Annotated in this window: 20 protein-coding genes; 12 read left to right on the top strand and 8 right to left on the bottom strand. The window is 67.9% G+C overall.

Translation table 11 applies throughout. The annotated features are described in order from the left end of the window. Positions 1 to 4: 4 nt before the first annotated feature. The 5 genes from ACQUSM_RS04520 to ACQUSM_RS04500 all read right to left on the bottom strand — a co-directional run bounded on the left by ACQUSM_RS04520 (position 5) and on the right by ACQUSM_RS04500 (position 5,267). The gene (locus tag ACQUSM_RS04520; protein ID WP_435116170.1) at positions 5 to 1,087 is read right to left on the bottom strand and encodes a hypothetical protein; all 1,083 of its coding nucleotides are present in this window, start codon (positions 1,085 to 1,087) and stop codon (positions 5 to 7) included. A 73-nt stretch (positions 1,088 to 1,160) separates the two neighbouring features. Beyond that, positions 1,161 to 2,327 (bottom strand): hypothetical protein, encoded by a 1,167-nt coding sequence (locus ACQUSM_RS04515; protein WP_435116168.1) that lies wholly within the window; start codon positions 2,325 to 2,327, stop codon positions 1,161 to 1,163. A gap of 214 nt (positions 2,328 to 2,541) precedes the next feature. Next, positions 2,542 to 2,694, bottom strand: coding sequence for a DUF7550 family protein (locus tag ACQUSM_RS04510; RefSeq protein ID WP_435116166.1), 153 nt, complete (start codon positions 2,692 to 2,694; stop codon positions 2,542 to 2,544). A 46-nt stretch (positions 2,695 to 2,740) separates the two neighbouring features. After that, the gene (locus tag ACQUSM_RS04505; protein ID WP_435116164.1) at positions 2,741 to 2,950 is read right to left on the bottom strand and encodes a hypothetical protein; all 210 of its coding nucleotides are present in this window, start codon (positions 2,948 to 2,950) and stop codon (positions 2,741 to 2,743) included. 52 nt (positions 2,951 to 3,002) lie between these two features. Beyond that, complete coding sequence (locus ACQUSM_RS04500) at positions 3,003 to 5,267, bottom strand: AAA family ATPase (RefSeq protein ID WP_435116162.1); 2,265 nt, start codon at positions 5,265 to 5,267, stop codon at positions 3,003 to 3,005. Positions 5,268 to 5,448: 181 nt separating this feature from the next. Between ACQUSM_RS04500 and ACQUSM_RS04495 the strand changes: the two genes are divergently transcribed. Further along, on the top strand, positions 5,449 to 6,657 hold the full coding sequence (locus ACQUSM_RS04495) for a PAS domain S-box protein (protein ID WP_435116160.1): 1,209 nt from the start codon (positions 5,449 to 5,451) through the stop codon (positions 6,655 to 6,657). 55 nt (positions 6,658 to 6,712) lie between these two features. On the opposite strand, the gene ACQUSM_RS04490 is transcribed toward ACQUSM_RS04495, so the two are convergent. Continuing rightward, positions 6,713 to 9,568 carry a DEAD/DEAH box helicase gene (locus ACQUSM_RS04490; protein ID WP_435116158.1) on the bottom strand — a complete coding sequence of 952 codons (2,856 nt, stop codon included), beginning with the start codon at positions 9,566 to 9,568 and terminating at the stop codon, positions 6,713 to 6,715. A gap of 102 nt (positions 9,569 to 9,670) precedes the next feature. Between ACQUSM_RS04490 and ACQUSM_RS04485 the strand changes: the two genes are divergently transcribed. The 4 genes from ACQUSM_RS04485 to aroC all read left to right on the top strand — a co-directional run bounded on the left by ACQUSM_RS04485 (position 9,671) and on the right by aroC (position 15,016). After that, positions 9,671 to 10,936, top strand: coding sequence for a Zn-dependent hydrolase (locus ACQUSM_RS04485; RefSeq protein ID WP_435116156.1), 1,266 nt, complete (start codon positions 9,671 to 9,673; stop codon positions 10,934 to 10,936). Positions 10,937 to 11,123: 187 nt separating this feature from the next. After that, a complete protein-coding gene (gene aroA, locus ACQUSM_RS04480; RefSeq protein WP_435116154.1) occupies positions 11,124 to 12,428 on the top strand; it encodes a 3-phosphoshikimate 1-carboxyvinyltransferase in 1,305 nt (434 codons plus the stop codon). 70 nt (positions 12,429 to 12,498) lie between these two features. After that, positions 12,499 to 13,761: an alkaline phosphatase family protein gene (locus ACQUSM_RS04475; RefSeq protein WP_435116152.1), complete on the top strand. Its 1,263-nt coding sequence runs from the start codon at positions 12,499 to 12,501 to the stop codon at positions 13,759 to 13,761. An 88-nt stretch (positions 13,762 to 13,849) separates the two neighbouring features. Then, the gene (gene aroC, locus ACQUSM_RS04470) at positions 13,850 to 15,016 is read left to right on the top strand and encodes a chorismate synthase (RefSeq protein ID WP_435116150.1); all 1,167 of its coding nucleotides are present in this window, start codon (positions 13,850 to 13,852) and stop codon (positions 15,014 to 15,016) included. Here aroC and ACQUSM_RS04465 read toward each other — a convergent pair. Then, the gene (locus ACQUSM_RS04465; RefSeq protein ID WP_435116148.1) at positions 15,013 to 15,609 is read right to left on the bottom strand and encodes a CAP domain-containing protein; all 597 of its coding nucleotides are present in this window, start codon (positions 15,607 to 15,609) and stop codon (positions 15,013 to 15,015) included. The genes aroC and ACQUSM_RS04465 overlap by 4 nt on opposite strands. Beyond that, complete coding sequence (locus ACQUSM_RS04460; RefSeq protein ID WP_435116146.1) at positions 15,610 to 18,402, bottom strand: PKD domain-containing protein; 2,793 nt, start codon at positions 18,400 to 18,402, stop codon at positions 15,610 to 15,612. A 156-nt stretch (positions 18,403 to 18,558) separates the two neighbouring features. On the opposite strand from ACQUSM_RS04460, the gene ACQUSM_RS04455 reads away from it, so the two are divergent. From ACQUSM_RS04455 to ACQUSM_RS04425, 7 genes are all read left to right on the top strand, one after another. Beyond that, positions 18,559 to 18,786, top strand: coding sequence for a hypothetical protein (locus tag ACQUSM_RS04455; protein ID WP_435116144.1), 228 nt, complete (start codon positions 18,559 to 18,561; stop codon positions 18,784 to 18,786). Positions 18,787 to 18,918: 132 nt separating this feature from the next. Continuing rightward, positions 18,919 to 20,808 carry a 2-oxoacid:acceptor oxidoreductase subunit alpha gene (locus tag ACQUSM_RS04450; RefSeq protein WP_435116142.1) on the top strand — a complete coding sequence of 630 codons (1,890 nt, stop codon included), beginning with the start codon at positions 18,919 to 18,921 and terminating at the stop codon, positions 20,806 to 20,808. Between the two features lie 3 nt (positions 20,809 to 20,811). Next, the gene (locus tag ACQUSM_RS04445; protein ID WP_435116140.1) at positions 20,812 to 21,750 is read left to right on the top strand and encodes a thiamine pyrophosphate-dependent enzyme; all 939 of its coding nucleotides are present in this window, start codon (positions 20,812 to 20,814) and stop codon (positions 21,748 to 21,750) included. 103 nt (positions 21,751 to 21,853) lie between these two features. Further along, positions 21,854 to 22,282: an HTH-type transcriptional regulator LrpA1 gene (gene lrpA1 / locus ACQUSM_RS04440; RefSeq protein ID WP_379730802.1), complete on the top strand. Its 429-nt coding sequence runs from the start codon at positions 21,854 to 21,856 to the stop codon at positions 22,280 to 22,282. A gap of 80 nt (positions 22,283 to 22,362) precedes the next feature. Further along, positions 22,363 to 23,703 (top strand): DNA polymerase IV, encoded by a 1,341-nt coding sequence (gene dinB / locus ACQUSM_RS04435; RefSeq protein WP_435116137.1) that lies wholly within the window; start codon positions 22,363 to 22,365, stop codon positions 23,701 to 23,703. A gap of 116 nt (positions 23,704 to 23,819) precedes the next feature. Continuing rightward, a complete protein-coding gene (locus tag ACQUSM_RS04430; RefSeq protein ID WP_435116135.1) occupies positions 23,820 to 24,806 on the top strand; it encodes a hypothetical protein in 987 nt (328 codons plus the stop codon). Continuing rightward, positions 24,803 to 25,084 (top strand): hypothetical protein, encoded by a 282-nt coding sequence (locus tag ACQUSM_RS04425; protein ID WP_435116133.1) that lies wholly within the window; start codon positions 24,803 to 24,805, stop codon positions 25,082 to 25,084. The genes ACQUSM_RS04430 and ACQUSM_RS04425 overlap by 4 nt, the downstream gene beginning before the upstream one ends. The last annotated feature ends 14 nt before the right edge of the window (positions 25,085 to 25,098 follow it).

Genomic DNA, 25,098 nt, shown 5'->3' with positions numbered 1-25,098 from the left:
CTCCTCAGAACCCGAACCCGTCGTGGTCCCCGCGGACGGGGACGGCGATCGGGCTTCGCGGGAGTTCCGGCGGGAGCGACGCCTCGTTGTACACGCTGGGCGCGAGGTCGTTCGGCCCGTCGGGGTAGAACAGCGACGCGATCTCCTGTGCCTGCCCGCGACCGACGGAGAGTTCGAACTGCCCGCCGCCGTACAGCGTCACGCCGTTATCGAGCGCCCAGCGCACGGTCCGGAGCAGCGACTCGACGCTGCCGAACCGCGAAGGCTTGACGTTGAGCCACGACGGCTCCCACGGGAGCGCGCGCACGTCGTCCATCCCGTGAATCGGGCTGTCCCACGACACACGCCCCTCCTCGCCCTCGAACACCGGGCCCGTCTCCTCGGTCACGAGGGGGTCCTCGACGACCGCGTCGGGGAACCCCTCGACGATCCGGCGGTAGAACTCGGGATCGGCGTCGGCGTCCACGTCGGTCCCCTCGTAGTGGCCCTTGAGGTCGACGACGCGGACGGCGTCGCGGGCTCGCAGATCGTCGATCAGATCGTCGCTCCAGTCGGGGGTGGGGTCGAGCTTGAACCCGATCTGTGGGTTGCGCGAGCGGACCTCGTCGACGCGGTCGGCGCTCGGCGGCTCGCCCAGCCGCGTGCTCGCGACAAACCGGACCGGCTGGTGCTCGCGGTCCAGCAGGCCGGGGAGGTTCGTGTCGTTCTGCCGGAGCGCGAGGTCCAGCGCCGCGGACTCGACCGCCCAGCGTCGATAGTCGATCGAGTCCTCGCGCTCCGGCCCGGCTCCGGGGAACAGGTCGACCGTGTCGAGCGCCGACGAGAACTCCGCGAACGTGAACGAGCCCGTGGGGAGCGGGAACTCCCCGGCGTCGAGCGCGCTCGCGAGGCGCTCGTGGTCCTCTGTGTCGTACGTCACGTCTTCGCCGCGACCGCTCGCGCCGTCGCCGCGGAGCTCGAACACGGTCGTGACGCGGGTGAACCCGGAGGAGGTGTCCTGCTCGAACTGGTCGTAGTCGATCCCCTCGACCGTGAGCGGGAGCGCCGCGATCGCACGGTACTCGGCTGGAACGGGGCTGTCGGTCATCGTCGGAACGAGCGGCTGAGGGCGGTTAACTCCGGTGGGTGACGGGGGTCGTCCTGATGTCCGCACCGGCCGATCAGTCGACGCGCTGCTCGGCGGTCGCGATGACGTCGTCCACCCTGAGGTGGTGGTAGAAGCCGTAGAGCATCGAGCCCGCGCCGACCACCGCGAGGAAGACGGTCGTGTCGCGGGGCAGCCCCGCCGTCCCGGTGACGATCAGGAGGACGAACGACGCACAGACCGCGGCCGGCCAGTGGAGCGTGTGGGTCACTCGGCCCAGCCCCAGCCGCTGCAGGAGATTCCCCTCGCGACCCAGCCACAGTATCAGCAGGAACAGGTAGAACGCCGGGACCGTCCCCGACGGGAGCGCCAGCGTCCGTCCGGCCCCCTCGACGAGGAGCCGCGCCCGGACCGCGACCAACTGTTGGAGCAACAGGCCGGTCACGACGCCGATGCCGACGAGGTCGAACACCCGCCGCGGCTCCGACCGCTTTCGGTCGATGCTCGGGAGCGTGAGCCCGGCGATCAGGCCGGCGTAGACGAGCGCCAGCCCGGCCAGCAGGAGCAGTCCCGACTCCGTGACGACGAGCCCAGCGACCAGCGCCGGGACGGTCAGCCATCGGTACTGCTCGGTCCAGCGCCGGACGTACTGCTCGTAGCCGTCGAACTCCCGGTCGTCGGGCGACGGCACGACCTGATCCTCCTCGTCGTCGATGTCGAGGTGGCTGTAGAACCCGACGAAGCAGTACGCCGCGAGCGCGGCGCCGACGGTCGCCGCCGCGGCGAGGCTGCCGCGGTAGATCGAGAAGAAGCCCATCACTCCGAACGCGACCGACAGCGCCGCGCCCCAGACGATCGAGTGGGTCATGCTCCGGTGGCGCGACGCCAGCCCGGTCCAGAGCAGCAGGAGGACGAACAGCGCCGACGGCGTGAGCCCCATCGGGAGCGCGGACAGCACGCCCGCGAGCAGCGGTCCCGGGACGACCAGATCGACCGACGTGAGGAAGAAAACCACCAGCACCCAGACCGTGAGCAGTCGGCCGAGCTTCCGGCGCGGGATCGAGTCGTGGCTGTCGATATCCGGGACCACCGCGCCGGCACGGGTGAGCAGGCTCCCGACCACCAGCGTCACGACGACGAGCGTCGGGTCGTTCGTCCCGACGTAGACGGGGACGACGAGCCACAGGCTGGCGGCCGAAAAGCGCTGTCGCCCTTCCGTGTAGTGCTCCTCGAAGTCGCCCATGTCACTCCCCTTCGAGGCCGTCTCACGCCGACGGCTCGTGTTCGTCCGCGTACCAGTAAACAGTTCGACACGAAAGTAAAACCCATCGACGCCGGTCAGGATCGCTCCGGGCTACCGCGTCCGGCGGCCGCTCACTCGGATCGACTCCCGGGCTGCGTGACGAGGCCGTCGAGAAAGATGTCGCCGTCGATACGGCGGAAGCGAGAAGCCCGGTTCAGAACCCGACCAGCCCCAGCGCCAGCCCGAACGTCAGCACGAGGCCGACGACGAGCACCGCGGCGCCGATCCCGGCCTCGCCGGTCGTGAACTCCTGCATCGGTGCAGTCACGCGTCCTTCGTCGCCGTCGTCGTGATCGTGGTCGTCCATGCGGGCGACTGCGGCCGGCGCGTACTTTGGCCTATCGGAACGGCGCTCACCTGTCCAGGTAGCCGGAGTCCCAGACGAGCAGCATCCCCGCCACGGCGGCGAACATCCACCCGCCGAACGAGAGCAGGAACATGAACCAGCCGACGTTCGTCCGGCCGGTCGCCAGGAGCAGTATCGTCCCGGCGGTCATGCCGATCACCGTCAGCGCGACCGCGGCCGCCGCGACCGTCGCGCGCCTACTGAGGCCGAACGCCATTATCCGACCGTTCGACCGAACCGGTATAAGGGGACCGAAGGCGGCGGAGCCGTCAGATGGAGGGCTCCACCGCGTCGAGCGCCCGTTCGAAGTGACTCCCCGTGAGCAGGATCTCGTCGGCGTGGTCGTTGGCCTCCTCGCCCGCGTAGCGGCTCGTCACGTCCTCGACGGCGAGCAGCGTCGCCTCGCGCACGACTGCGTTCACGTCCGCGCCCGTGTACCCCGCCATCGACGCCGCGACGGCGTCGAGATCCACGTCGTCGCCGAGGGGTTTTCTCTCGACGTGCACGTCGAGGATCGCCCGCCGCGCGTCCTCGCCCGGCGCGGGCACGTGGACGTGGGACTCGAACCGTCCCGGCCGGAGGAGCGCCGGGTCGAGCGCGTCCTTCCGGTTGGTCGCCGCCAGCACGACGAGGTTCGGGTTCTCCGCGGCGCGGTCGAGCTCCGTGAGGAGCTGGGAGACCACCCGTTCCCCGACCTCGGAGTCGTTCCCGCCGCCGCGGGCGGTCGCGATGGCGTCGATCTCGTCGAAGAACACGACCGCGGGGGCGGCCTGTCTGGCGCGCTCGAACAGCTCGCGGACCGCCTTCTCGCTCTCGCCGACGTAGCGGTCGAGCAGCTCCGGGCCGGCGACTTCGAGGAAGTTCACGCCGCTCTCGCCGGCGATCGCTCTCGCGAGCAGCGTCTTCCCCGTGCCGGGCGGGCCGTGGAGCAGCACCCCCGTCGGCGGCGACGCCTCCACGGCGTCGAACAGCGGGCCGTAGGAGAGCGGCCACGCGACGGCGCGCTCCAACGTCTCCTTGGCCTCGTCCAGCCCGCCCACATCGTCGAATCCGACCTCCGGCGACTCCGCGACGTACTCTCGCATCGCGCTGGGTTCGACCGCCGCCAGCGCCGACTCGAAGTCCGACCGTGTGACGGTGAGGTCGGCGGCCGCGACGGCTGTTTCGGGCTCGCTGTCGGCGGTTTCGGTCCCCTCCCGGCGCGCGCGCCGGAGCGCAGACATCGCCGCCTCCTTCGCGACCGACGCGAGGTCCGCGCCGGTGAACCCGTGGGTTCGCTCCGCGAGCCGGTCGATCCGGACGTCGTCGGCCAGCGGCATGTTCCGCGTGTGGACCTCCAGCACCTCGCGGCGGCCCGTCTCCCCGGGGACGCCGATCTCGATCTCGCGGTCGAAGCGGCCGCCACGGCGCAGCGCGGGGTCGATCTCGTCGACGCGGTTGGTCGCGCCGATCACGACCACCTCGCCGCGGGCGTTCAGCCCGTCCATCAGGCTGAGTAGCTGGCCCACCACCCGGCTCTCCACGTCGCCGCCGTCCTCGCGTTTGGGGGCGACCGAGTCGATCTCGTCGAAGAAGATGATCGCCGGCGCGTCGGCCTGTGCGGCCTCGAACACCTCCCGGACGCGCTCCTCGCTCTCCCCCTTGTACTTGCTCATGATCTCCGGGCCGGAGATGCTGATGAACGTCGCGTCGACCTCGTTCGCGACGGCTTTCGCGATCAGCGTCTTTCCCGTCCCGGGCGGGCCGTGCAGCAGCACCCCCTTCGGCGGATCGATCCCCAGCCGGGCGAACAGCTCGGGGTTCGACAGCGGGAGTTCGACCGTCTCCCGGACGAGATCGAGCTCCTCGTCGAGCCCGCCGATATCCTCGTAGCTGACGCCCGTGCTGGTGCCGCCGCTCCCGGTCACGTCGACGGCGCTGCCGGACATCTCGTCGCTATCGCTGCCGGGCTGGGTTGGCGTCGTCTGACTGCTCCCGTCTGTCCCACTCTCGGACTCTCCGACCCCTTCGACGGGGCTCGTCCCGCCGGACGCGCCTTCGATCCGCAGTTCGACCTCGGTGTCGTCGGTGACGCGGACGCGCCCGTCGGGATCGGCCTCGTCGACGGTGAACGCGATCTCGGAGAGTCGTTCGAGGTGGAGTCGATCGCCCGGCGCGACCGGGCGGTTGCGAACGTCCTCACTCACGAGGCGCTCGATCGACTCCCGATCCACGTCGACCTCGCCCAGCGCCGCCGGCGCGCGGAGGGTGACCGACCTCGCTTCGGGCAGATCGGTGGCGGCGACGCTGACGGTGTCGCCGACTTTCACGCCGGCGTTGGCGCGGCTGTCGGCGTCGATCCGGATCACCCCGTCGGGCACGTCGCCGCGGGCGGGCCAGAGCTTCGCGACGGTCTCGCGCTCGCCCTCGATCAGGACGGTGTCGCCCGAGAGCAGGCCCAACTGCTGTCTGGCGGCTTCGGGGAGCCGCGCGATGCCCCGGCCCGCGTCGCGCTTCTCGGCGGCGCGGACCGTCAGGCGGAGGGAGTCGCTCATGGCCGCGGGTCGGTACGGGTGGCCCAAAGCGTTGCCGGAGCGAGGTGAACGACGACTGCCGTGGCAGTCCGGCTCTCGGTTCCTCCGGGAGCGGCAGGGAGGTCTCCGCCGGCGGAGGAGAGCGCTTATACCGTTCAGAAATTTAGGGTGCCCTAAATTGGTCGATCACGCTGATCAGTTTGTGGGTACGCTCTTCCGGATTCTCTCCGAAGAGGGCCACACGGAAGCCCAACAGGCACTCCTGAGCACGTACGAATCACGGGCGACGGACGACCGGAAAGACCTGACCGAGGAACTCTTCTCTGAGTTCATCACCGTTCTGCACGAGCAGATCGACACACGAGCAGAGGTCGACATCCTCACGACGTCGGTCGAGCGCCTCCTCGATCGCTTCGCCGCGGTCGTCGAGACCGCGCCGGTCGGGATTCTCGTCGTCGACGAAGGTGGCGGGATTCAGGTCTGGAACGACGGTGCCGAGCGCATCTTCGGCTGGAGTGACACGGAGGTACAAAGCCAACCCTACCCGCGTGTTCTTAGCGAACAGCCGGAGGCCGTCGAGGAGTTTCTCGACCGTCTCCGGGCCGGCGAGAAACTCCACGGCGTCGAGACACGACACACCCACAAGAACGGTGCCGTGCTCGACGTCCGGATCTGGGCCGCCCCGATCCGAACGCAGGCCGAGTCGTTCAGCGGCGGCGTCTTCGTCATCAGCGACATCACCGAACAGAAACAACGGGAGCAGCGGCTCGCGGTCCTCAACCGGGTACTGCGACACAACATCCGGAACGACGTGAACGTGGTTCGGGGACACCTCGAGCTACTGGCCGAGGAGCGCGCCGAGGACGACGAACACGTCGAGGTAATGCACGACCGGCTCTCGAACATCGTCGAACTGAGCCGGACCGCACGGAACATCGAGCAGCTCCAGGGGACGGATAGATCGGAACGAGCCACGATCGAGTTGGGCGGGATGCTACGAGAGCGGCTCGAACGACTCCGTGCCGAGTCACGGGACGTCGACGTCTCGGTCGGTCTGCCCGAGTCGCTCCCCGTGATCGGTCACGAACTGCTGCCGTACGCGTTCGACAACGTCCTCGACAACGCAATCGAACACAACGATTCGGACACTCCCGAGGTGGCGATCTCGTCCGAGGTCACGCCGTCCGGGAGTCACGTCACCGTGCACGTCGAGGACAACGGGCCGGGGCTCCCGCCGACCGAACGCGAGGTGCTCACGTCGGAAACCGAGACACAACTCACCCACAGTAGCGGCTTGGGGCTGTGGTTGACCCGCTGGATCGTGCGAAGCTCCGAGGGTTCGATAACCGTGGGCGACAGTGACCTTGGCGGAACACGTGTCTCAGTCCGGCTCCGGGTACAGACTGACTGAGGTTCGAGTGTTCCGGGACTGTTCGTCTCCGGGGGTCTCGGGAACCCGTACGGACTCACCAGAAGCTCTTCGTCCGCGCATACTGTCGTTCCTGTTCGAGGATGTCGCGGTAGAAGTCCGCCTCGTCCTCGCGGAACTTCGCGATGATCCGCGCCGCCGTCTGCGGGCCGACCCCGCGAGCGGCCAGCGCCCGAACCGCCTTCATCCCGTGCTCCTGCACCAGATTGGCGGACTTGAACGCTTTCCGCGTCATGCGGTCTTGCTCGTCGTCTTTCTCCTCCGCCCGAACTGCCTTCACCACTTCGTCGGCCCACGGATTCAGCGCGGCGATCCGAGTCGAGCCACACTTCGGGCACTCGATCGGCTCGCGTATCTTCCCGACCTCCTGCCGGCGGTTCCAGTCCTTGCAGTGGACACAGAACAGCAGCACGCGGTCGCCCTCCAGTCGATCGCGGACGGTCTGGATCACGCTCGCGTCGGCGTCGTCCGGGACGAGGAACTCACCGCCGGTCGAGCGCCCGCCCGCGCCGATGGGCGTGCGCTCGCGGGCGGTCGTCAGTTCCACGCCGCCCTCCTCGGACTGGATCGCGTCGAGCAGGTCTTTCGTCTCCTCGAGCGCCAGATCCTCGTGGAACACCTGTCGGAGCGCCTCCTCGTAGACGGGCGTGTCCTCCAGCGCGGCGAGCAGCCGGTCCGCGCCGAAGCGGCCCTGGCCCTGGTAGCGCTTGAGCGCGCCGAACTTCGCGGCGACGTGGCTGAGCGTGAACTTCAACGCGTCGGAGTTCTTGAGCGCGAGTTCGATGATCGCCTCGACGTGGCTCGGGTCCGTCTCGCGTAACACCTCGTCGAACGCCGCGATGCCGACGCCGCTGGGCACCTCGAACTCGACCCGGTAGGGGTCGACCTCCATCCCGACCGACGAGCCCGTCCGCTGCCCGACCAGCGCCGAGCAGAGCTTCCCGAGCGTCTCGTTCACCTGGTGGCCGTAGGGGCTGTTGAGCACGACCGTCCGGCCCTGCGACTCGAGCACCAACCGCTCCGCGGTGGGAACCGGCGCGCCGGCGTCGACCTGCCGTTCGACGGGTTCCAGCGCGACTTCGGCCGTCCCGGCGTCGACTGGATAGCGGTTGGTGAACTCCGACGCGACCGCGGAGAGCCTCGCGCCGTTCTGGAACTGCTGGGCGGCGACCTCGCGGTGCTCACCGACCTCGTTCGCGACGGCCGCAGGGACGGGAACCTCCGAGCCGACCCACGTCGGGACTTCGCCGCCGGGGTCCTGCACGGGCGAGACTTCGACGCGCTCCTCCTCGTCGTCGACGCGGTCGACCCGCCACATCTCGCCCCGTTGGACGAACACCGATCCGGGTTCGGCGAAGTTGACGACGAACCGCTCGTCCAAGCTCCCGATCCCGCGACGGGAGGAGACGTCGTACACTTCGTACTTCTCCTCGTCCGGGATCATCGAGAGGTTCGCGTAGTAGTACTGCCACGTGCCGCCGGAGCTCTCGATGCGGTCGTGGTCCTCTTCGAGCCAGAGCAGCCGGTTCGAGGAGAGCTCGCGGACCACCTCGCGGAACGTCTCCTCGGGGAGGTCACGGAACGGGTAGGCGCGGGTGATCCGCTCGTACGCCTCGCGGGCGTCGATCTCGCCCTCGTCCATCAGCAGGCCGACGATCTGGTTCGCGAGCACGTCGAGGCTGCCCTCGTGAATCCCTGCGGGCTCCACTTCGCCGGCGACGGCGCGGCGGGCGATCGCCATCGCCTCGCTGGCGTCGTCGGGGTCGGAAACGACGACCGTCCCGTTCGACACCTGATCGCGCCGGTGTCCCGCGCGCCCCACGCGCTGGAGGAGTCGGGCGACTTCGCGGGGGGAGCCGTACTGCACGACGTGGTCCACGCGCCCCACGTCGATCCCCAGTTCCATCGACGACGTACAGACGAGCCCGTCGATCTCGCCGGCTTTGAACGCCTCTTCGACTTCGATCCGTGCGTCCTTCGATAGCGAGCCGTGGTGGATTCCGATCGGCGCGTCGAGGCTCTTGAACCGCGATCCGAGCGCCTCCGCGGTCTGGCGCGTGTTGACGAACACGAGCGTCGACTCGTTCTCGGCGACCACGTCGCGAATGAACCGGACGTGGCTGGCGATCTCCGGCTCCGTCGCGAGTTCGCCCGCCAGCTTCCGGTCGGACTCCGTGATCTCCGGGCGAACCACATCGATGTCGGTTTTCGATCCCGCGTCGACCTCGACGATCTGGTAGTCCCGTTGGGTCCGATACTCCCCTCGGACGGTGCCGGTGAGGAACTTCGCGACCTCGTCGGGATCGCCGACGGTCGCGGAGAGGCCGATCCGCTGGAACGGCCCCGAGAGCTCTTGGACCCGCTCCATCGCGATCGTCAACTGCGCGCCGCGCTTCGAGGCCGCGAGTTCGTGCACCTCGTCGACGATCAAGTGTTCCACGTCCGAGAGCGCTCTCCGGAGCTTCTCTCCGGTCAGCATCGCCTGCACCGTCTCGGGCGTAGTGATCAGCACGTCCGGCGGGTCGTCGGCCTGCTTGCTGCGCTGGTAGTCGGTGGTGTCGCCGTGGCGCACGTCGACCTCGAGATCCAGCGTCTCGCCCCACCACTCAAGCCGGTCGAGCATATCGCGGTTCAGCGCGCGGAGCGGGGTGATGTACAGCGCCGAGATTCCGTGGCGCTCCTCGGCGGCAGCGATCTGATCCAGCACCGGGAGCATCGCGGTCTCGGTCTTGCCAGTCCCTGTGGGCGCGATCACGAGTGCGTTCTCCCCCGCCGCCAGCGGCGGAATCGCTCGCCGCTGTGGCTCCGTCGGCGTCGAGAACCCCCGTTCGGAGAGGGCCTCCCGAACCGCCGGACCGAGGTGGGTGAACGCGTCGGCGCCGGCGTTCTCCATTCGCTTCGATCGAGGCGGTCGCCGGGGTTAAGCACCACGCCTCCGGTGGGCTCGTCCGCCGCGAGAGGTACTGGTAAGGCGCCTGCCCCGCCAGGGCCGGACATGGAGATCGACGCCGACCGTCTGCGGAGGGACATCGAACGCAATGCGGAGAACGGAGAGATCGAGGTCGACGAAGGACGCGGCCGGACGGTCCTCACCGGGACCGACGCGAACCGCGCCGCTCGCGAGCTGCTGGTCGACCGAATGGAAGGCGCCGGACTCGACGTGACCGTCGACGCCGTCGGCAACATCGCCGGCACGTGGACGCCCGACTCGGCAGATCCCGACGCTGCACCCGTGGCTGCGGGAAGCCACGTCGACTCCGTCCCCGAGGGTGGTATCTTCGACGGGCCCTTGGGAGTGTACGCGGCACTGGAGGCGGTCCGGACGTTGCAGGACGCGGGTGTCGAGCCGTCGCGGCCGCTGGCGGTCGTCTCCTTCACCGAGGAGGAGGGGCAGCGCTTCGCGGACGGCCTGCTCGGCTCGTCCGTCGCCGTCGGCGAGCGAAGCGTCGAGGAGGCGCTCGCGATCGAGGACGACGACGGGGTCTCCCTCGAAGAGTCCCTCGAACGGATCGGCTTCCGTGGCGAGGGACGACTCGACGCCAGCGACTGGGCGGCGTGGTACGAACTGCACATCGAGCAGGACACCCAACTGGAGCGCGAGAACGTCCCCGTCGGTGTCGTCACGACGATCACGGGCATCACCCACTGCGAGGCCGAGATCGTCGGCGAAGCGAACCACGCCGGCGCGACGCCGATGGGCGAACGGACCGACGCGCTCGCGGCGGCGTCGGAGGTGGTGCTGGACGTGGAAGCCGCCGCCAACGACGTAGTCGAGTCCGAGAGCGACACCGCAGTCGGTACTGTCGGCTCGCTCTCGGTGTCGCCCAACGCGACCAACGTCGTGCCCGGAAAGGTGGAGATGGGCGTCGACATCCGGGACGTCGAGTACCAGTCGATGCAGACGATCGTCGAGGCCACGCGATCAAGTCTCGCGATCGTCGAAGCCGACCGGGGCGTCGAGACCTCGTTCTCGCGACCGTTCGACCTCGAACCGACGCCGATGAGCGAGTCGCTCCGCGCAGCCGCGCATCGAGCGGGCGAGGTGGCCGGCATCCGGACGATGGACCTCCACTCCGGCGCCGCACACGACACGATGCACGTGGCCGACGTGACGGAGGCGGCGCTGCTGTTCGCGCCGTCGGAGGACGGGATCAGCCACAATCCGCGGGAGTGGACGGACTGGGCGGACTGTGCGAGTGCGGCGCGGGTGCTGGCTGGGGCGATGGCCGAATCGGCGGGCGCCGACGCCGTCGGGGAGTGAAGGCCGGGAAACGCGGTCGCTGTCGGGGGGAGGGCGAACAGGCGGCCGACCTCCTCGCGAGACGGCTGGCCGCACACCCGCGAACCGTCCCGCGGCGACTCTCAGCGCACGCGGGGATTGGTCCCGCTATCGCACTTCAAAAGTCGGCTCCGGTGGACTCATTTCCTCGGCAGTCACAGGGAAGAGTATGAAGAAACACGTCTCGCAGTCCCGAGTTTCCGGCCGTTGTCGAGCGCCGCCGTCGAAGAGCTACACCCACCGCGCGATCCTCGCGGCGGGGTACGCCGACGAGGCGACCGTCGAAGATCCGCTGGTCAGTGCGGACACGCGGGCGACGATGCGTGCAGTCTCCGCGTTCGGCGGCACCGTCGATCGGTCCCGACTGGACGCAGGGACGCTCACGATCGATGGGTTCGACGGTCGACCCGGGGTCCCGGACGACGTGATAAACTGCGAGAACTCCGGGACGACGACCCGACTGGTGACGGCGGCGGCGGCGCTCGCCGACGGGCTGACAGTGCTCACGGGCGACGATTCGCTTCGCTCCCGTCCCCACGGCCCGCTGCTCGACGCGGTCGAGGCGCTCGGCGCACGCGCCGAGAGCACCCGGCGGAACGGGCAGGCGCCGCTCGTCGTCGGCGACTCCCTTTCGGGGGGAACGGTCTCGATGCCCGGTGACGTGTCCTCACAGTTCATCACCGCGCTGCTGATGGCCGGCGCGGTCACCGACGAAGGGATCGAGATCGACCTCGAGACCGAACTCAAGTCGGCACCGTACGTCGAGATCACGCTCGAAGTGCTCGACGCGTTCGGCGTCGACGCCGAACACACCGACTCGGGGTTCCGAGTCGAGGGCGGCCAGCAGTACACGCCCCATGGCGGGAGTTACGCGGTCCCGGGCGACTTCTCGTCGATCTCTTACCTCGCCGCGGCCGGGGCGGTCGCCGCGGCGGAGGGGAGCGACGGCGTCGTGATCGAGGGCGCACAGCCGAGCGCACAGGGCGACACCGCGATCGTCGACGTTCTCGACCGGATGGGTGCCCAGATCGACTGGAACCGCGACGACGGCGAGCTCCACGCAGCGGGCGGCGATCTCTCCGGCATCGAGGTTGACGTGGGTGACACGCCGGACCTCTTGCCAACGATCGCTGCGGTCGGCGCCGTCGCCGACGGCGAGACGCGGATCGTGAACTGCGAGCACGTCCGCCTGAAGGAGACCGACCGCGTGAGCGCGATGGCCGAGGAGTTGGAGAAACTCGGTGCGGAGGTGACCGAGGAGCGGGACACGCTCACCGTCCACGGCGGCGAGTCAGCGCTCGTCGGTGCGGAGGTCGACGGCCGCGGCGACCACCGGATCGCAATGGCGCTGGCGGTCGCCGGCCTCGTCGCCGAGGGGACGACGACGGTCGCGGGCGCCGAACACGTCGACGTGTCGTTCCCCGACTTCTGGCTCGTACTCGACGATCTTGGGGCGACAGTCACGGACGCCTGACGCGCTCTCTCCGACGGCGCCGCTCGCTCGGTGTCGGTACCGCTTTATCGGTCGCTGTGAGACACCCCCTGTGAGCGATTTCGCACCCGACCTCCGCGAGGAGTACGAGGAGAACGGGTACGTCTTCCCCGCGTACCGCGACCGCTGTTTCGCCGACGCCACCGAGAGCACCCTCTCGCTGCTGTCGTCGGAGTTCGCTCGAAACCTCCCCGACGGAGCGTTCGGCGATCTCCTCGACGACGTCGAGAACGTCGTCCTGCTCGTCGTTGACGGCTTCGGGCTGGACCAGTGGACCCGGCTCCGCGACGACCTGCCGCTGCTCGCCGGCTTCGAGACGGCCGGGACCGTCACGCCGTTAACTTCCACCTACCCCTCCGAGACGGCCGCGGCGATCACGACGCTCCACACGGGACTGCTCCCGGCCGAACACGGCCTGCTCGGCTGGCACCAGTACCTCGACTCCGCCGGCGAGTCGGTCCAGACGCTCCCGTTCCTGCTGGAGGACGGCACCCCCGTTCGGGACGAGTTCCCGCTCGCGGACCCGCGTGAACTGTTCGAGGGCGAACCCATCTACGGCGACGCCGAGGCGGCGGGGATCGACACCCACGTCACCCAGCCCGAGCACATCGCCGGCTCCGTCTCCTCGGAACTGACGACCGCGGGCGCGGAGACGCACGGCTACTGGAACGTCGCCGACATGGCGGTCACGGTTCGCGACGCCGTCGCCGAGGGCGGCCCGACCCACGTCACGGCGTACGTTCCGAACGTCGACAGTATCTCGCACGTGACGGGGACCGAGACCGACCGGTACGACGCCCAGGTGCGGATGGTGACCGAGGCGTTCCGCACGGGGTTCCTCGACACCCTCGACCGCGAAACCGCCGCGGAGACGGCGGTCCTACTCACCGCCGACCACGGCCACACCAACGTCGACGAGGGGGTCGCGGTCGACCTCGCTGCGTCCGAGGTGCAGAACTGTCTCGCCCGAAACGACGCGGGCGAGCCGATTCAACCGATGGGTGGTCCGCGGAACGTCCAGTTCCACGTCCGCGACGGGCGGGTCGAGGAGCTCCGACGCCACGTCGAAACCGAAGCCGACGGAGACGTGTTGACCTTCACGGAGGCCGAGTACCGCGATCGTGGTCTGTTCGGGAGCAACCACGCCGAGCCCAGCGCGACCTTCGACCGCCGCGCCCCGGATCTGCTGGCGGTCCACCGCGATCACGTGATGTGGTACGAGCCGGACGACAAGATCGGCGTCCACGGCGGGATGACTCCCGAGGAGATGCTGGTGCCGTTCGCCGCGGCGCGCGCGAGCGATCTGCAGGACTGATCGACCGCTACTCGATCGACTTCGGCGGCGTCGACACCCGGGCGGCCGCTTCTGCAACGACTAAATGCACGGCTCACTACCACCACCCATGAACGGCAATCGCTTCGGCCGCCTGTTTCAGGTGACCACCTACGGCGAGAGTCACGGCCCGGGGATGGGCTGCACAGTCAGCGGCGTCCCCGCCGGCGTCGAACTCGACGAGGAGGATATCCAGCGCGATCTCGACCGACGCAAGCCCGGCCAGTCGATGATCACGACCAGCCGCGGCGAACCCGACGAGGTGTCGATCCAGTCGGGGCTGCAGGACGGCTACACCACCGGCACGCCGATCGGGATGACGATCCAGAACAAGGACGCCCGCTCGGGTAAGTACGAGCCGTTCGTCACCGCACCCCGACCGAGCCACGGCGACTTCACCTACTCCGCGAAGTTCGGCACACGGAACTGGGGTGGCGGCGGTCGCTCCAGCGCACGCGAGACGGTGAACTGGGTCGCCGCGGGCGCCATCGCCAAGCAGGTGCTCGAACAGAGCGAGCACGACGTGCAGATCAAGGCCCACGTCAACCAGATCGGCGATATCGAGGCCCCCGACGTGAGCTTCGAGCAGCTGCTCGAACACAGCGAGGAGAACGAGGTCCGCTGTGCGGACCCGGAGACCGCCGAGGAGATGCGGGAGCTGATCGACGAGTATCAGGAGGCGGGCGACTCCATCGGCGGTAGCGTCGCGTTCGAGGCTCGTGGCGTCCCCCGAGGTCTCGGTGCCCCGCGGTTCGACAGCTTCCCCGCCCGACTCGGGCAAGCGCTGCTCGCCGTCCCGGCGTCGACGGGCTTCGAGTACGGGCTCGGCCGCGACGCGCGCGAGGTCACCGGGAAGGAGCGCAACGAGGACTGGGAGTTCCCCGAGAGCGAGGAAGATCCGGATCCGACGCCGGTCGGCAACGACCACGGCGGGCTTCAGGGCGGGATCACGACCGGCCAGCCGATCTACGGCGAACTCACGCTCCACGCGCCGACCTCGATTCCGAAGACCCAGCGCACTGCGGACTGGGAGACCGGCGAGGAGAAGGAGATCCAGGTCGTCGGCCGCCACGATCCGGTGCTCCCCCCGCGGGCGGTTCCGGTGGTCGAAGCGATGCTCTACCTGACGGTGCTCGACTTCATGCTCCTCGGAGGGCGGATCAACCCGGATCGGCTCGACGACAACCCGGGCGAGTACGACACGCCGTACCACCCGAGCAGCCCGCGGAACGACTAACCGCAGAGCTCCTGCGTCACGAAGACGGTGCCGTTCTCGTCGACGAAGACGCCGATTCCTTGGCTGTCGTAGTTCGAAGAGAGGGCGTTTTGGCGGTGGGCAGTAGAATTGAATAATAATTCAATTGCTCTCTTTGAAACCCTTTCAACATCTAATAAAAACAATTGTTTATTGCTACTGTTTATAGGTCCTAGGTCTTTAACTAGGTTCTGTCCACTATATTGGCAGTTAACGTTATACTTCCCACGCAACTTCGCGTGTGTTGACCTGTTCGGACTATTATGGGCGAAGTAATCCTGCTGTGCCATGTCCCACGACTTGTACCGAGCGACAGCGTCCAACGTTTTGTTCCGTTCGAGTGGCTCGACACCGTTCTGAATTCGCCGTTCGTTCATTTTCTCGTGGATGAGATCCTCGATCTGTTCCACGTCGACGTCGTACCGTGCCGATGACGGTGTCGTCGGCTGTCGGGGTGTAGACTCCGTATCGGCTGTCGTGTCCTCGGTCCCGTGGATGGCGTCAGGGACAGTCCCAGCCCCTCCGCAACCGGCGAGGGCTACTACCACGCAAACTGTGATGAGCAGAACCCTCATTTAGGTCTCACCGTTACAGACTGTCGGTTCGTTCGCGTTCGGATTTGCGCCACACTCCCTCACGATCTTGGTCACGTTGCGGACATCTCCCGCCGGTTCGCTGAACGCACGGTCCTTCTCCCAGGTGTACGTGATTTTTTGCCATCGGTAGACTTCGGTTCTCTCGAACACGGGACGCTCCCACCGGATGTACTCAGTTCCGACCCGAACTTGCTTCTCGTACTCGTGGACTGCCTCCTTCTCGTACGTCTCGCGACGGTAGCGATGGGAGTACTCGGTTTCCTCGACAGTTCGTTCCCACTCATAGACCGCGTCGTACTCGGGAACGCGGTACTCGTACTGGTAGTCGTACACCGGATCACGCTCGGTTTCCGACTCGATACAGACCGGCGGATCGAACCGATACGAGCGCTCGACACAGTACTCCGTCTCGTCGTATCCACTGACGTATCTGTCGGACCGCCGGTACTCCCAGTGCTCGGGTGCACGGTAGTGGGAGTAGACCCACTGTGTGTGGTAGCCGGTCAGAGTTCGACCGACTTGGTCCCCTCGCTCCCAACCACTTCCGGCGGGCCGGTCCGCGGACCGCTCCGTTTCGGTCCGTTCGACGGTCCGGGGGACAGCTTCAACGTACTCCCAATCGTCACCGAAAGCGTCCCGCTGTGGCATTATCGTGTACTCCCAACCGGCGAACACCCGCTGCTGGTCGACGTTTCGCTTCGCGATTTCCCACTCGCCGCCGGGGTGATTCGTACTCCTCGTTGTTCGTCGTTCGATGTCGAACTCGGTCGTCGTTCCGACACGCTGCCACTCCGGGCCGGGACTGAAAGTTCCGCGCCCATCGTCGGCTGGCGTCCGCATCGTTTTAGTGTCGATCTGTTCACGGTTGATCCGCGCGACTCCCTCCTTCGTCCAATTTTCTCCGGGGCTCTCGACTGCTTCGGTTCTGTATATTTCGGTCGTGTTCCGTTCGTACTCCCACACGGTGTACTCCCTCTCCGATAACCTCACCGGGATCGACGCCTTGTCCGGTGACCATGCGGGGTTTATTGAGAGATGGTAGTCACCGCCGGACGCATACCGGTGCCGGAAGTAGTGATAGTTCGTCTCCTCGAGCGTGTGTGTCGTGACGTTCTTGTCCCCAAAACCGATCACGACCTGCTTTCCGGCGTGCATAGAGTCTATCCTATACCGTCCCTGAACGGTTGTTCCGTCTATGTCCGTTAGTTGAATTGAGATGTCTAGTCCGGAGGAGTTCTCACTTGGTGTTCCCCGGTGTACGTCGAAAGTTTCCTTGACCGACTGTTGGTGGCCGTTTTGATCGGTAACCATGAGTTGTACTTCGACCGTCCCGTCGTCGAATTCCATGTTCTCAAGGCCGTGAGAGACGCTCGCTCGTGCGGGACTCCCTCCTTCATGAGTACTAAACAGGAGTCTGTCGTCGACTTTCCACTGGAAGTGTAACCGGTTTGAGTCAGTGTCGTTTGCCACCCCCGTCAATATGATCTGCCTCCCGCTTATTCCGTTAGGACCGTCCCTGACGGACAGATCGAGACTGAGTATATCGGGAGAGGATTGCGCTAGTGGACTAGCCATATTAGATTTCTCACTTTCAACCACCGTCACCTCCTTCTTGACCTTCGTCACCCCACCGTGTTCGTCGCGAACCGTCGCCTCGATCGTCACCGTCCCGTCGCGCTCGGGAATCCCCGTGAAACGGAACGAGCGTGCCCACTCGCCGGTCCCTCCCGACAACGTTCCGGCCGGTTCGACGGCGCCGGCGTCGTCGGTCAGGCTCACCGAGACGATCTGCCCGTCGGGGTCGCTCGCCACGACTCGATACTCCTTCGTCGAGTCCACGACAGCGACATCGTCGCCCTCGATCCGGGCAGTCGGCGGCGTGTTCCGGATCTCGACGGTCTTCTGCAGCGTCGACGTCGCTCCGTCGTCGTCGACGACGATCGCGGTCACCGTCGCGGTCGTCCCCGGCGTGCCGTCGACGGTCATGGCTCGCGTCCCGCTCCGGAGCTCAGCTTGGCTCGGGGGCGAAGAAGCGAGCGACGTGGGGAGCCACCACCGGTCCACGATCTCGCCGTCGGAATCCGTCGCGTCGATACTGTAGCTGACTGCCGAACCCGAGGTCACGTGTGAGGGGCCTTCGATCTCGCCCGACGGCGGCTGATTCGGATCGGTCGTCGGGGGATCGGGCGGAGAGGGGGTCGATGTGGCCGCATCGGTCGGCGTCGGTTCCGGAGGTTCCGTCGACCTCGGCGTTTCAGTCAACGTTTCGGCCGACGTCTCAGCCGGCGTTTCGGCCGGCGTTTCAGTCAACGTTTCGGCCGGCGTTTCAGTCAACGTTTCGGCCGGCGTTTCAGTCAACGTTTCGGCCGGCGTCTCAGCCGGCGTTTCGATCGCCGTTTCGGTCGGCGTCTCCGTCGGCTGCTGTTCCGGCGCCTCCTCGACGTCGACGTACATCGTGTCCGCGTGTGTCTGCCCGTCGTCGCCGGTGACCGTCAGTCGGACTTCGTACCGTCCGATCTCGTCCGGGACGAATCGCGTGGTCACCGCGTCCGAGTCCGCGGGCGTCATCCTCTCGCCGCTGGGCGTTCGAATCGACCAGTCGTAGTCGACGATCTCGCCGTCGGGGTCGACGCTCCCGCCGCCGTCGAGGTAGACCGTACTCCCGACCGTCGCCGATTGGTCGAGCCCCGCGTCCGCGAGCGGGCGTCCGTCGTCAGCCGCCGTTACCGCGGGCATCGGTAGGCCAGCAACCACGAGCAGCACTGCGAGCATGAGGGAGACTCGTTTCATCTGACAGTGCGTTCTTTCACCTCGTATCCGTACTTAAATTTCAGGAACGAGTTTGTCGATTTGATAGACGGAGCGGTCGAAGCAGTTCCCGACGGCGCGTCCGTGCGTTATTTATCACTCCACACCCGGTTTACGGGTATGCTCGAGAACGAGTCCTCGATGCCCTACCTGCTCGGGGGCACGATGACGGTCGGGACGGCTGTCCTACTGGTCGGGGTCGCCCTGGGCTCCGAGTTGGTGCACAGCGAACAGCTCACACAGTTCGGCCAACCGCTGCAGTTGGCCGGCGGCGCCGTGCTCGTCCTCGGCGTGCTCCTGTTCGCGCGCTACCTCGACGGGCTCCCGGAGCAGGAAGCCGGCCACTGAGCCGTCGGTCGCGATCGCCCCCGGGGGCGTCGGTCTGTCACGGTCTTTTCTTGACAACTGATAGCAAGTGCTTTGGGCTCGGCGCGGGAATGCCCATGAAGACGCGACCGACCGTCGGTCGCCGTACCACTCATGACTGACGACGAACTCATCTGGCGGATCGCGGGCGGTTCCGGCGACGGGATCGCTTCGACCAGCCAGAACTTCGCGAAAGCGTTGATGCGGTCGGGGCTGGACGTCTTCACCCACCGACACTACCCGTCCCGGATCCGTGGCGGTCACACGTACACGGAAGTCCGGGCCGCCCCCGAGGACGTGACCTCACGGGGCGACGGGTACGACTTCCTCCTCGCGCTCGGGGACTCCTTCGCGCGCAACCCACAGGAGGAGGCGTACTACGGGAAAGAGGAGATCAAGCCGCTCTCGGAGAACCTCGACGACCTCCGAGAGGGTGGCGTGATCGTCTACGACTCCGGCCTCATCGACGCCGACGAGGTACCGAACTTCGACCAGCGCGTCGAAGAGAACGACTGGCACGTGTTCCCGCTCGACCTCCGCGGGCTGGCCCGCGAGAAGGGCCGCGAGGTGATGCGCAACACCGCCGGCGTCGGCGCGACTTGCGCGATCGCCGACATCCCCGTGGAGGCGATCGAGGAGCTGATGCGGGACGCGATGCCCGAGAAGATCCTCGAACCCAACCTCGAGATCCTCAACGAGGCGTATGAGGCGGTGCTGGAGGACTACGACCTCTCCGGAATCGAGGTCTCCTGTCCCGAGGGCGAGCACGAGGAGGAGCAGGTGCTCGTCAACGGCTCCGACGGGATCGCCTACGGCGCGTTCGACGAAGGCTGTCGGTTCATCTCCGGCTACCCGATGACGCCGTGGACGGAAGTGTTCACCATCCTCTCGAAGAACCTCCCCGAAGTCGGGGGGATCTCCGAGCAGGTGGAGGACGAGATCGCCGCGGCGTCGCTGGCGATCGGTGCCGCCCACACCGGCGTGAAGGCGATGTCGGGCTCCTCCGGCGGCGGCTTCGCGCTGATGTCCGAACCGCTCGGGCTGGCGGAGATCTCCGAGACGCCGATCGTGCTGCTCGAGGCTGCCCGCGCGGGCCCCTCGACGGGGATGCCGACCAAGCCCGAGCAGGCCGACCTGGAACACGTCCTGTACACCTCACAGGGTGACTCCAACCGCGTCGTGTTCGCGCCCGCGGACCCCGCGGAGGCGTACGACCACGCGCGGAAGGCGTTCCAGATCGCCTACGAGTACCAGATCCCGTCGATCATCCTCTACGACCAGAAGCTCTCCGGGGAGTACCGCAACGTCCCCGCGAGCCACTTCGACCGGGAGCCCAACCCCGACATCGGCAAGACGCTCACCGAGGACCAGATCGCGGAGGCACCACACGAGCCCGGCGGGAAGCTCAAGCGCTTCCGCCACGACCCCGAGGACGGCGTCTCGCCGCGCTCGGTGCCGGGGCAGAAGGGCGGGCGCTTCCTCGCGTCCGGCAACGAGCACAACGAGGCCGGCCACATCAGCGAGGACCCCGACAACCGCGTCGCGCAGGTCGACCGGCGGACCCGGAAGCTCGAGTCGATCCGCGAGGAGCTGAACGAGGACGGCCTCAACGAGACGTACGGCCCCGAGGACGCCGACTACGGCATCCTCGCGTTCGGCAGCATGGTCGGCACCGTCGAGGAGGCGGTCGACCGACTCAACGCCGACGGCGAGTCCGTGAAGGCGCTCGCGGTCGGCGAACTCGCGCCGTACCCGGAGACGGAAGTTCGGGAGTTCATCGAGAGCGTCGACCAAGCGATGGTCGTCGAGATGAACTCCTCGGCGCAGTTCCGCGGCCTGACCCAGAAACACCTGGGCGAGTACGGGCCGAAGCTGTCGAGCCTCCTGAAGTACAACGGCAACCCCTTCGAGCCCGCCGAAGTGGTCGAGGGGTTCCACAACACCGTCGACGGTGAGGAAGCCACCGATCACCAGACGACGTTCGTACCCGCGGCAGGTGACTGACCAATGAGTGCATTCAGCGCAATCGGCGACGAACGCGAGATCGAACAGGACGAGTACACGCCGGGGATCGAGCCCCAGCCGACGTGGTGTCCGGGCTGCGGTGACTTCGGCGTCCTGAAGGCACTGAAGGGTGCCCTGCCCGAAGCCGGGCGCACGCCCGACGAGACTCTGACGGTGACGGGGATCGGCTGCTCGGGCAAGCTGAACTCCTACTTCAACAGCTACGGGTTCCACACGATTCACGGGCGCGCGCTGCCCGTGGCGCGAGCCGCGAAGCTCGCGAACCCCGGACTGGAAGTGATCGCCGCCGGCGGCGACGGCGACGGCTACGGGATCGGCGGGAACCACTTCATGCACACCGCCCGGGAGAACCACGACTTCACCTACATCGTGTTCAACAACGAGATCTTCGGCCTCACCAAGGGCCAGACCTCGCCCACCTCCCCGAAGGGCCACAAGTCGAAGACTCAGCCTCACGGCTCGGCGAAGGAGCCGGTCCGCCCGCTCTCGCTCTCGCTCAACGCGGGGGCGTCGTTCGTGGCCCGGACCGCCGCGGTCAACCCCAACCAGGCCAAGGAGCTGATCAAGGAGGCCATCGAGCACGACGGGTTCGCCCACATCGACTTCCTGACCCAGTGTCCGACCTGGAACAAGGACGCCAAGCAGTACGTCCCGTACATCGACGTCAACGAGAACGACGACTACGAGTTCGACCCGACGAACCGGGACGAGGCGGCCGAGATGATGCGTGAGACCGAGGAAGCCCTCTACGAGGGTGAGGTGCTCACCGGGAAGTTCTACGTCGACGAGGATCGCCCGTCCTACCAGCAGGAGAAACGGCAGATCGGCGAGATGCCCGAGGAGCCGCTGGCCGAGCGCTACTTCGACGACGACTACGAGTGGGAGCGCTCCGCGGACATGTTCCTCGACGACCACAAGTGAGCGTCGGCGGCCGGTAGCGGCCGCCCGCGCCGAGCGTTTGGGTCCACGGAGACTCGCTTTCCGCTTCGCAAGGCATTTTTCCCCGCACCGCGAAGCGAGTTCCATGACTACGTCGGCCACCGAGGACCGGATCCTGCAGATCCTGGAGGAGGACGCGCAGGCGTCGGTCTCCGAGATCGCCGAGCGCGCCGACGTCTCCAAGCCGACGGTTCGGAAGTACGTCCGGCAGCTCGAAGAGGAGGGCGTGATCGTCGGCTACTCCGCCGAGGTCGACCCCAAGAAGCTCACGGGCCAGTCGATCGCGCTGGTGGGGATGGACGTCGACAGCGAGCAGTACGTCGACGCGACGAACGCGCTCAAGGATCTCGACGCGATCGAGTCGCTGTACAGCTCCTCGGGCGACCACATGCTGCTTGCGGAGGTCCGGGCCGCGGACGGCGACGCGCTCGGCGACGTGATCAACGACCGGATCCTCGAAATCGACGGCGTGACCGCGGCCCACCCCTGTTTCCTGCAGGAGCGTCTGAAGTAGCCGACGGAACGTATTCGGCGGCATTTCAGTTCCACCGCGCCCGGGAAACCCTCTTCTCCGTCCCGGCCCGAACGCCACGCATGAGCGGGAGCACCCTCCCCGGGACCGGCGACGACGAGTCGCCCGACCGCGTGGTGCTCCACGTCGACATGGACTGCTTCTACGCCTCCTGTGAGCGCCTGCGGGAGCCCGAACTCCGCGGCGAGCCCGTCGTCGTCGGCATGGGGTACGAGGAAGGCGAGACGATCGGCGCCGTCGCGACCGCCTCCTACGAGGCCCGGGAGTACGGGGTCGACTCCGCCCAGCCGATCTCGCAGGCCGTCGACCGGCTGCCGCCCGTCGAGCGCCCGGATCTCGGCTCGGCGGGCGACGACCGCGGCCACTACCGCCCGGTGGACATGGAGTTCTACCAGTCCGTCGCGAGCGAGGTGAAGGCGATCCTGCACGACTGCGCGGACACGGTGCGGGAGGTGAGCATCGACGAGGCGTACCTCGACGTGACCGACCGCACGTCGTGGGAGCGCGTCGACGCGCCCGCCCGGGCCTCGGGCGCCGCCGAGCAGCGCACGCTGGCGGAGGGGTTCGGGCGCCACGTCCGCGAGCGTATCGCCCGCGAGGTGGGCGTCCCGGCGAGCGTCGGCGTCGCGCCGAACATGGCGACCGCGAAGATCGCCAGCGATCACGACAAACCCGACGGGCTGACTGTCGTGCCGCCGGGGACGGTCGCTGACTTTCTCGCGCCGCTGCCCGTCGAGGAGATCCACGGCGTCGGCCCCGTGCGGGCGGGCGAACTCCGCGACATGGGGATCGAGACCGCCGGCGACCTCGCGGACGCGGACCCCGGCCGGCTGCAGGACCGCTTCGGCGACCGCGGGGTCGAACTCCACGAGCGCGCTCGGGGGAACGACGACCGCGAGGTCACGCCGACGGGGCTGCCCAAGAGCCTCTCCCGGGAGTCGTCGTTCTCTGAAGCGACGACCGACACGGAGGCGATGCGGGAGAAGGTCCGCGCGCTCGCGGCCGCCGTCGCGGAGCGTGCACGATCGAAGGGCGCGCTCTACCGGACGATCGGGATCAAGGCAGTCACGACGCCGTACGACGTGAACACCCGCGCCGAGTCGCTCTCGGGCCCCGTCGACGACCCGGATCTGGTCGAGGAGACCGCGCTCTCGCTGCTCGCGGAGTTCGAGGACGAACCGGTCCGCAAGCTCGGGGTGCGGGTGTCGAAGCTGAGCTTCACCGCGGGCGAGCAGGCCAGCCTCGACGGCTTCGACGGGCACGAACCGCGCGACGACGCGGTCGGGAGTCAGCAGCAGTCCGGCGACGCGGTCGCGGACGGCAGCGGCGAGGACGACGCTGGCCGCGATCGCGCGGCCGGCGAGGGCCGGTCGGGGCAGTTCTCCCTCGAGGAGTTCGAGTAGCCCCGTCGGAAACCCTATGTGGGCCCGGTGGGTCTGTTACGACGACCACGGCGACCGCTCCGGTCGCCCACCGTCCGACCGGCGCCGACGGCCGGGACGACGGCGACGCCCCCACCATGACCGACGACACCGACACCGACGCGCACGAGGACGAGCGTGCCGTCTCGCTCCCGCTCATCGACACGTTCGCCGCGCTGACGGCCGAACTCGACGCGAAGACCGACCGAATCGAGCGGCTGGAGAGCGAACTCGACCGGCGCTATCTCGACCCCGACGGCGATCCCGAGCCGGACGATGCCCCGGCGGACGAGTCGACCGACGAGACGGAAACGAGATCGCACGAGGACTGGGACCCGGCGACCGACCCGCTGGAGGACACCGGCGCCGCGACAGCCGACGGCGACCACGAGGGCGTACGACCGACGGTCGACACGGCGGCCGGGGCGTCCCATCGCGAGGAGCCGACGGCCGACGCCGAGTCGGCGCAGTCGGCGCACACCGACGAGGCGTCGCGGGAGTCCGGCCTCTCGCCGGTGAAAACGGCGTCAGCCTCCGACGCGTCGAGCACTGAGGCGTCCGAGGGAGCCACGGACGAGGCGTTCGGCGTCACGATGGAGTCCTCCTCGGATCTCACGGGCGGGTCGCTCGGCAGTTCGGCACCGATCGAGCGCTCGGCGCCGGAACGCGACGACGCTACCGACGGCGACGGGCAGCCCCCCGACCCGACCGCCGACCGCGGCGAGCGCCTCAGCCGGCTCGTCCGGCGCGCCGAACTCCGCGCGGAGGGGGAGGTCGTCGAGGCGTTCGTCGAGGGGATCGACGCGCTCGACGAGGTGACTCGGGCGATGCTGGCCCACTACCGCGAGGTCGGCGATGCCACCCCGCTGGACGCCCACGTCGCCGCCGGCGGCTCCGGGGAGCGCCAGTACGCCTACGCGCGCAACCGGACGCTGCGGAAGGCGGGGGTGATCGAACACGACGGCGCGGGTCGGTACCGCTACGCGCTGCCCGACCTCGTCGCGGAGGCGTTCGACGGCAACGCCGCCGCAGGGACGGTCGAGGACGCGGTCGACGCGATCGAGAACGCGACCGACCTCACATGAGGGCACTCCCCAAGACGGGTGACGGCCGGTGGCATCTCGACCGCCACGCCCGGCTGGTGGTGTACGAGGCCGACGCGGGCGACGAGCTCGTCACTGTCTACGACTGTGGCGCCGCACAGAAACCCCCCTCGGCGCAGTTCATCGGGAACCTCGTCCGGGTGCGCGCGCCTCACGAGGTCGAACGCTCGCCGACGGGCTACGTCGTCACGCTGAAAGAGGGCGGCACGCTGGTCGAGCAGGGCGAGGATCACTACGTGATCGAGGAACGAGACGCGTAAACGGTTCGTGCGGC

It is taken from the genome of Halolamina sp. C58 (genome assembly GCF_051195095.1).
Lineage (GTDB): Archaea > Halobacteriota > Halobacteria > Halobacteriales > Haloferacaceae > Halolamina.
This window is presented reverse-complemented; position numbering and strand designations above follow the sequence as displayed.

Excerpts from the sequence above, each read along its gene's own strand:
- ACQUSM_RS04450 (WP_435116142.1), top strand. The coding sequence starts at position 18,919 with ATGACTGACGACGAACTCATCTGGCGGATCGCGGGCGGTTCCGGCGAC.
- aroA (WP_435116154.1), top strand. The coding sequence starts at position 11,124 with ATGAAGAAACACGTCTCGCAGTCCCGAGTTTCCGGCCGTTGTCGAGCG.
- ACQUSM_RS04490 (WP_435116158.1), bottom strand. The coding sequence starts at position 9,568 with ATGGAGAACGCCGGCGCCGACGCGTTCACCCACCTCGGTCCGGCGGTT.
- ACQUSM_RS04515 (WP_435116168.1), bottom strand. The coding sequence starts at position 2,327 with ATGGGCGACTTCGAGGAGCACTACACGGAAGGGCGACAGCGCTTTTCG.
- ACQUSM_RS04465 (WP_435116148.1), bottom strand. The coding sequence starts at position 15,609 with ATGAGGGTTCTGCTCATCACAGTTTGCGTGGTAGTAGCCCTCGCCGGT.
- ACQUSM_RS04445 (WP_435116140.1), top strand. The coding sequence starts at position 20,812 with ATGAGTGCATTCAGCGCAATCGGCGACGAACGCGAGATCGAACAGGAC.
- ACQUSM_RS04485 (WP_435116156.1), top strand. The coding sequence starts at position 9,671 with ATGGAGATCGACGCCGACCGTCTGCGGAGGGACATCGAACGCAATGCG.
- ACQUSM_RS04520 (WP_435116170.1), bottom strand. The coding sequence starts at position 1,087 with ATGACCGACAGCCCCGTTCCAGCCGAGTACCGTGCGATCGCGGCGCTC.
- ACQUSM_RS04510 (WP_435116166.1), bottom strand. The coding sequence starts at position 2,694 with ATGGACGACCACGATCACGACGACGGCGACGAAGGACGCGTGACTGCA.
- lrpA1 (WP_379730802.1), top strand. The coding sequence starts at position 21,854 with ATGACTACGTCGGCCACCGAGGACCGGATCCTGCAGATCCTGGAGGAG.
- aroC (WP_435116150.1), top strand. The coding sequence starts at position 13,850 with ATGAACGGCAATCGCTTCGGCCGCCTGTTTCAGGTGACCACCTACGGC.
- ACQUSM_RS04500 (WP_435116162.1), bottom strand. The coding sequence starts at position 5,267 with ATGAGCGACTCCCTCCGCCTGACGGTCCGCGCCGCCGAGAAGCGCGAC.
- ACQUSM_RS04425 (WP_435116133.1), top strand. The coding sequence starts at position 24,803 with ATGAGGGCACTCCCCAAGACGGGTGACGGCCGGTGGCATCTCGACCGC.
- dinB (WP_435116137.1), top strand. The coding sequence starts at position 22,363 with ATGAGCGGGAGCACCCTCCCCGGGACCGGCGACGACGAGTCGCCCGAC.
- ACQUSM_RS04460 (WP_435116146.1), bottom strand. The coding sequence starts at position 18,402 with ATGCTCGCAGTGCTGCTCGTGGTTGCTGGCCTACCGATGCCCGCGGTA.
- ACQUSM_RS04505 (WP_435116164.1), bottom strand. The coding sequence starts at position 2,950 with ATGGCGTTCGGCCTCAGTAGGCGCGCGACGGTCGCGGCGGCCGCGGTC.
- ACQUSM_RS04430 (WP_435116135.1), top strand. The coding sequence starts at position 23,820 with ATGACCGACGACACCGACACCGACGCGCACGAGGACGAGCGTGCCGTC.
- ACQUSM_RS04455 (WP_435116144.1), top strand. The coding sequence starts at position 18,559 with ATGCTCGAGAACGAGTCCTCGATGCCCTACCTGCTCGGGGGCACGATG.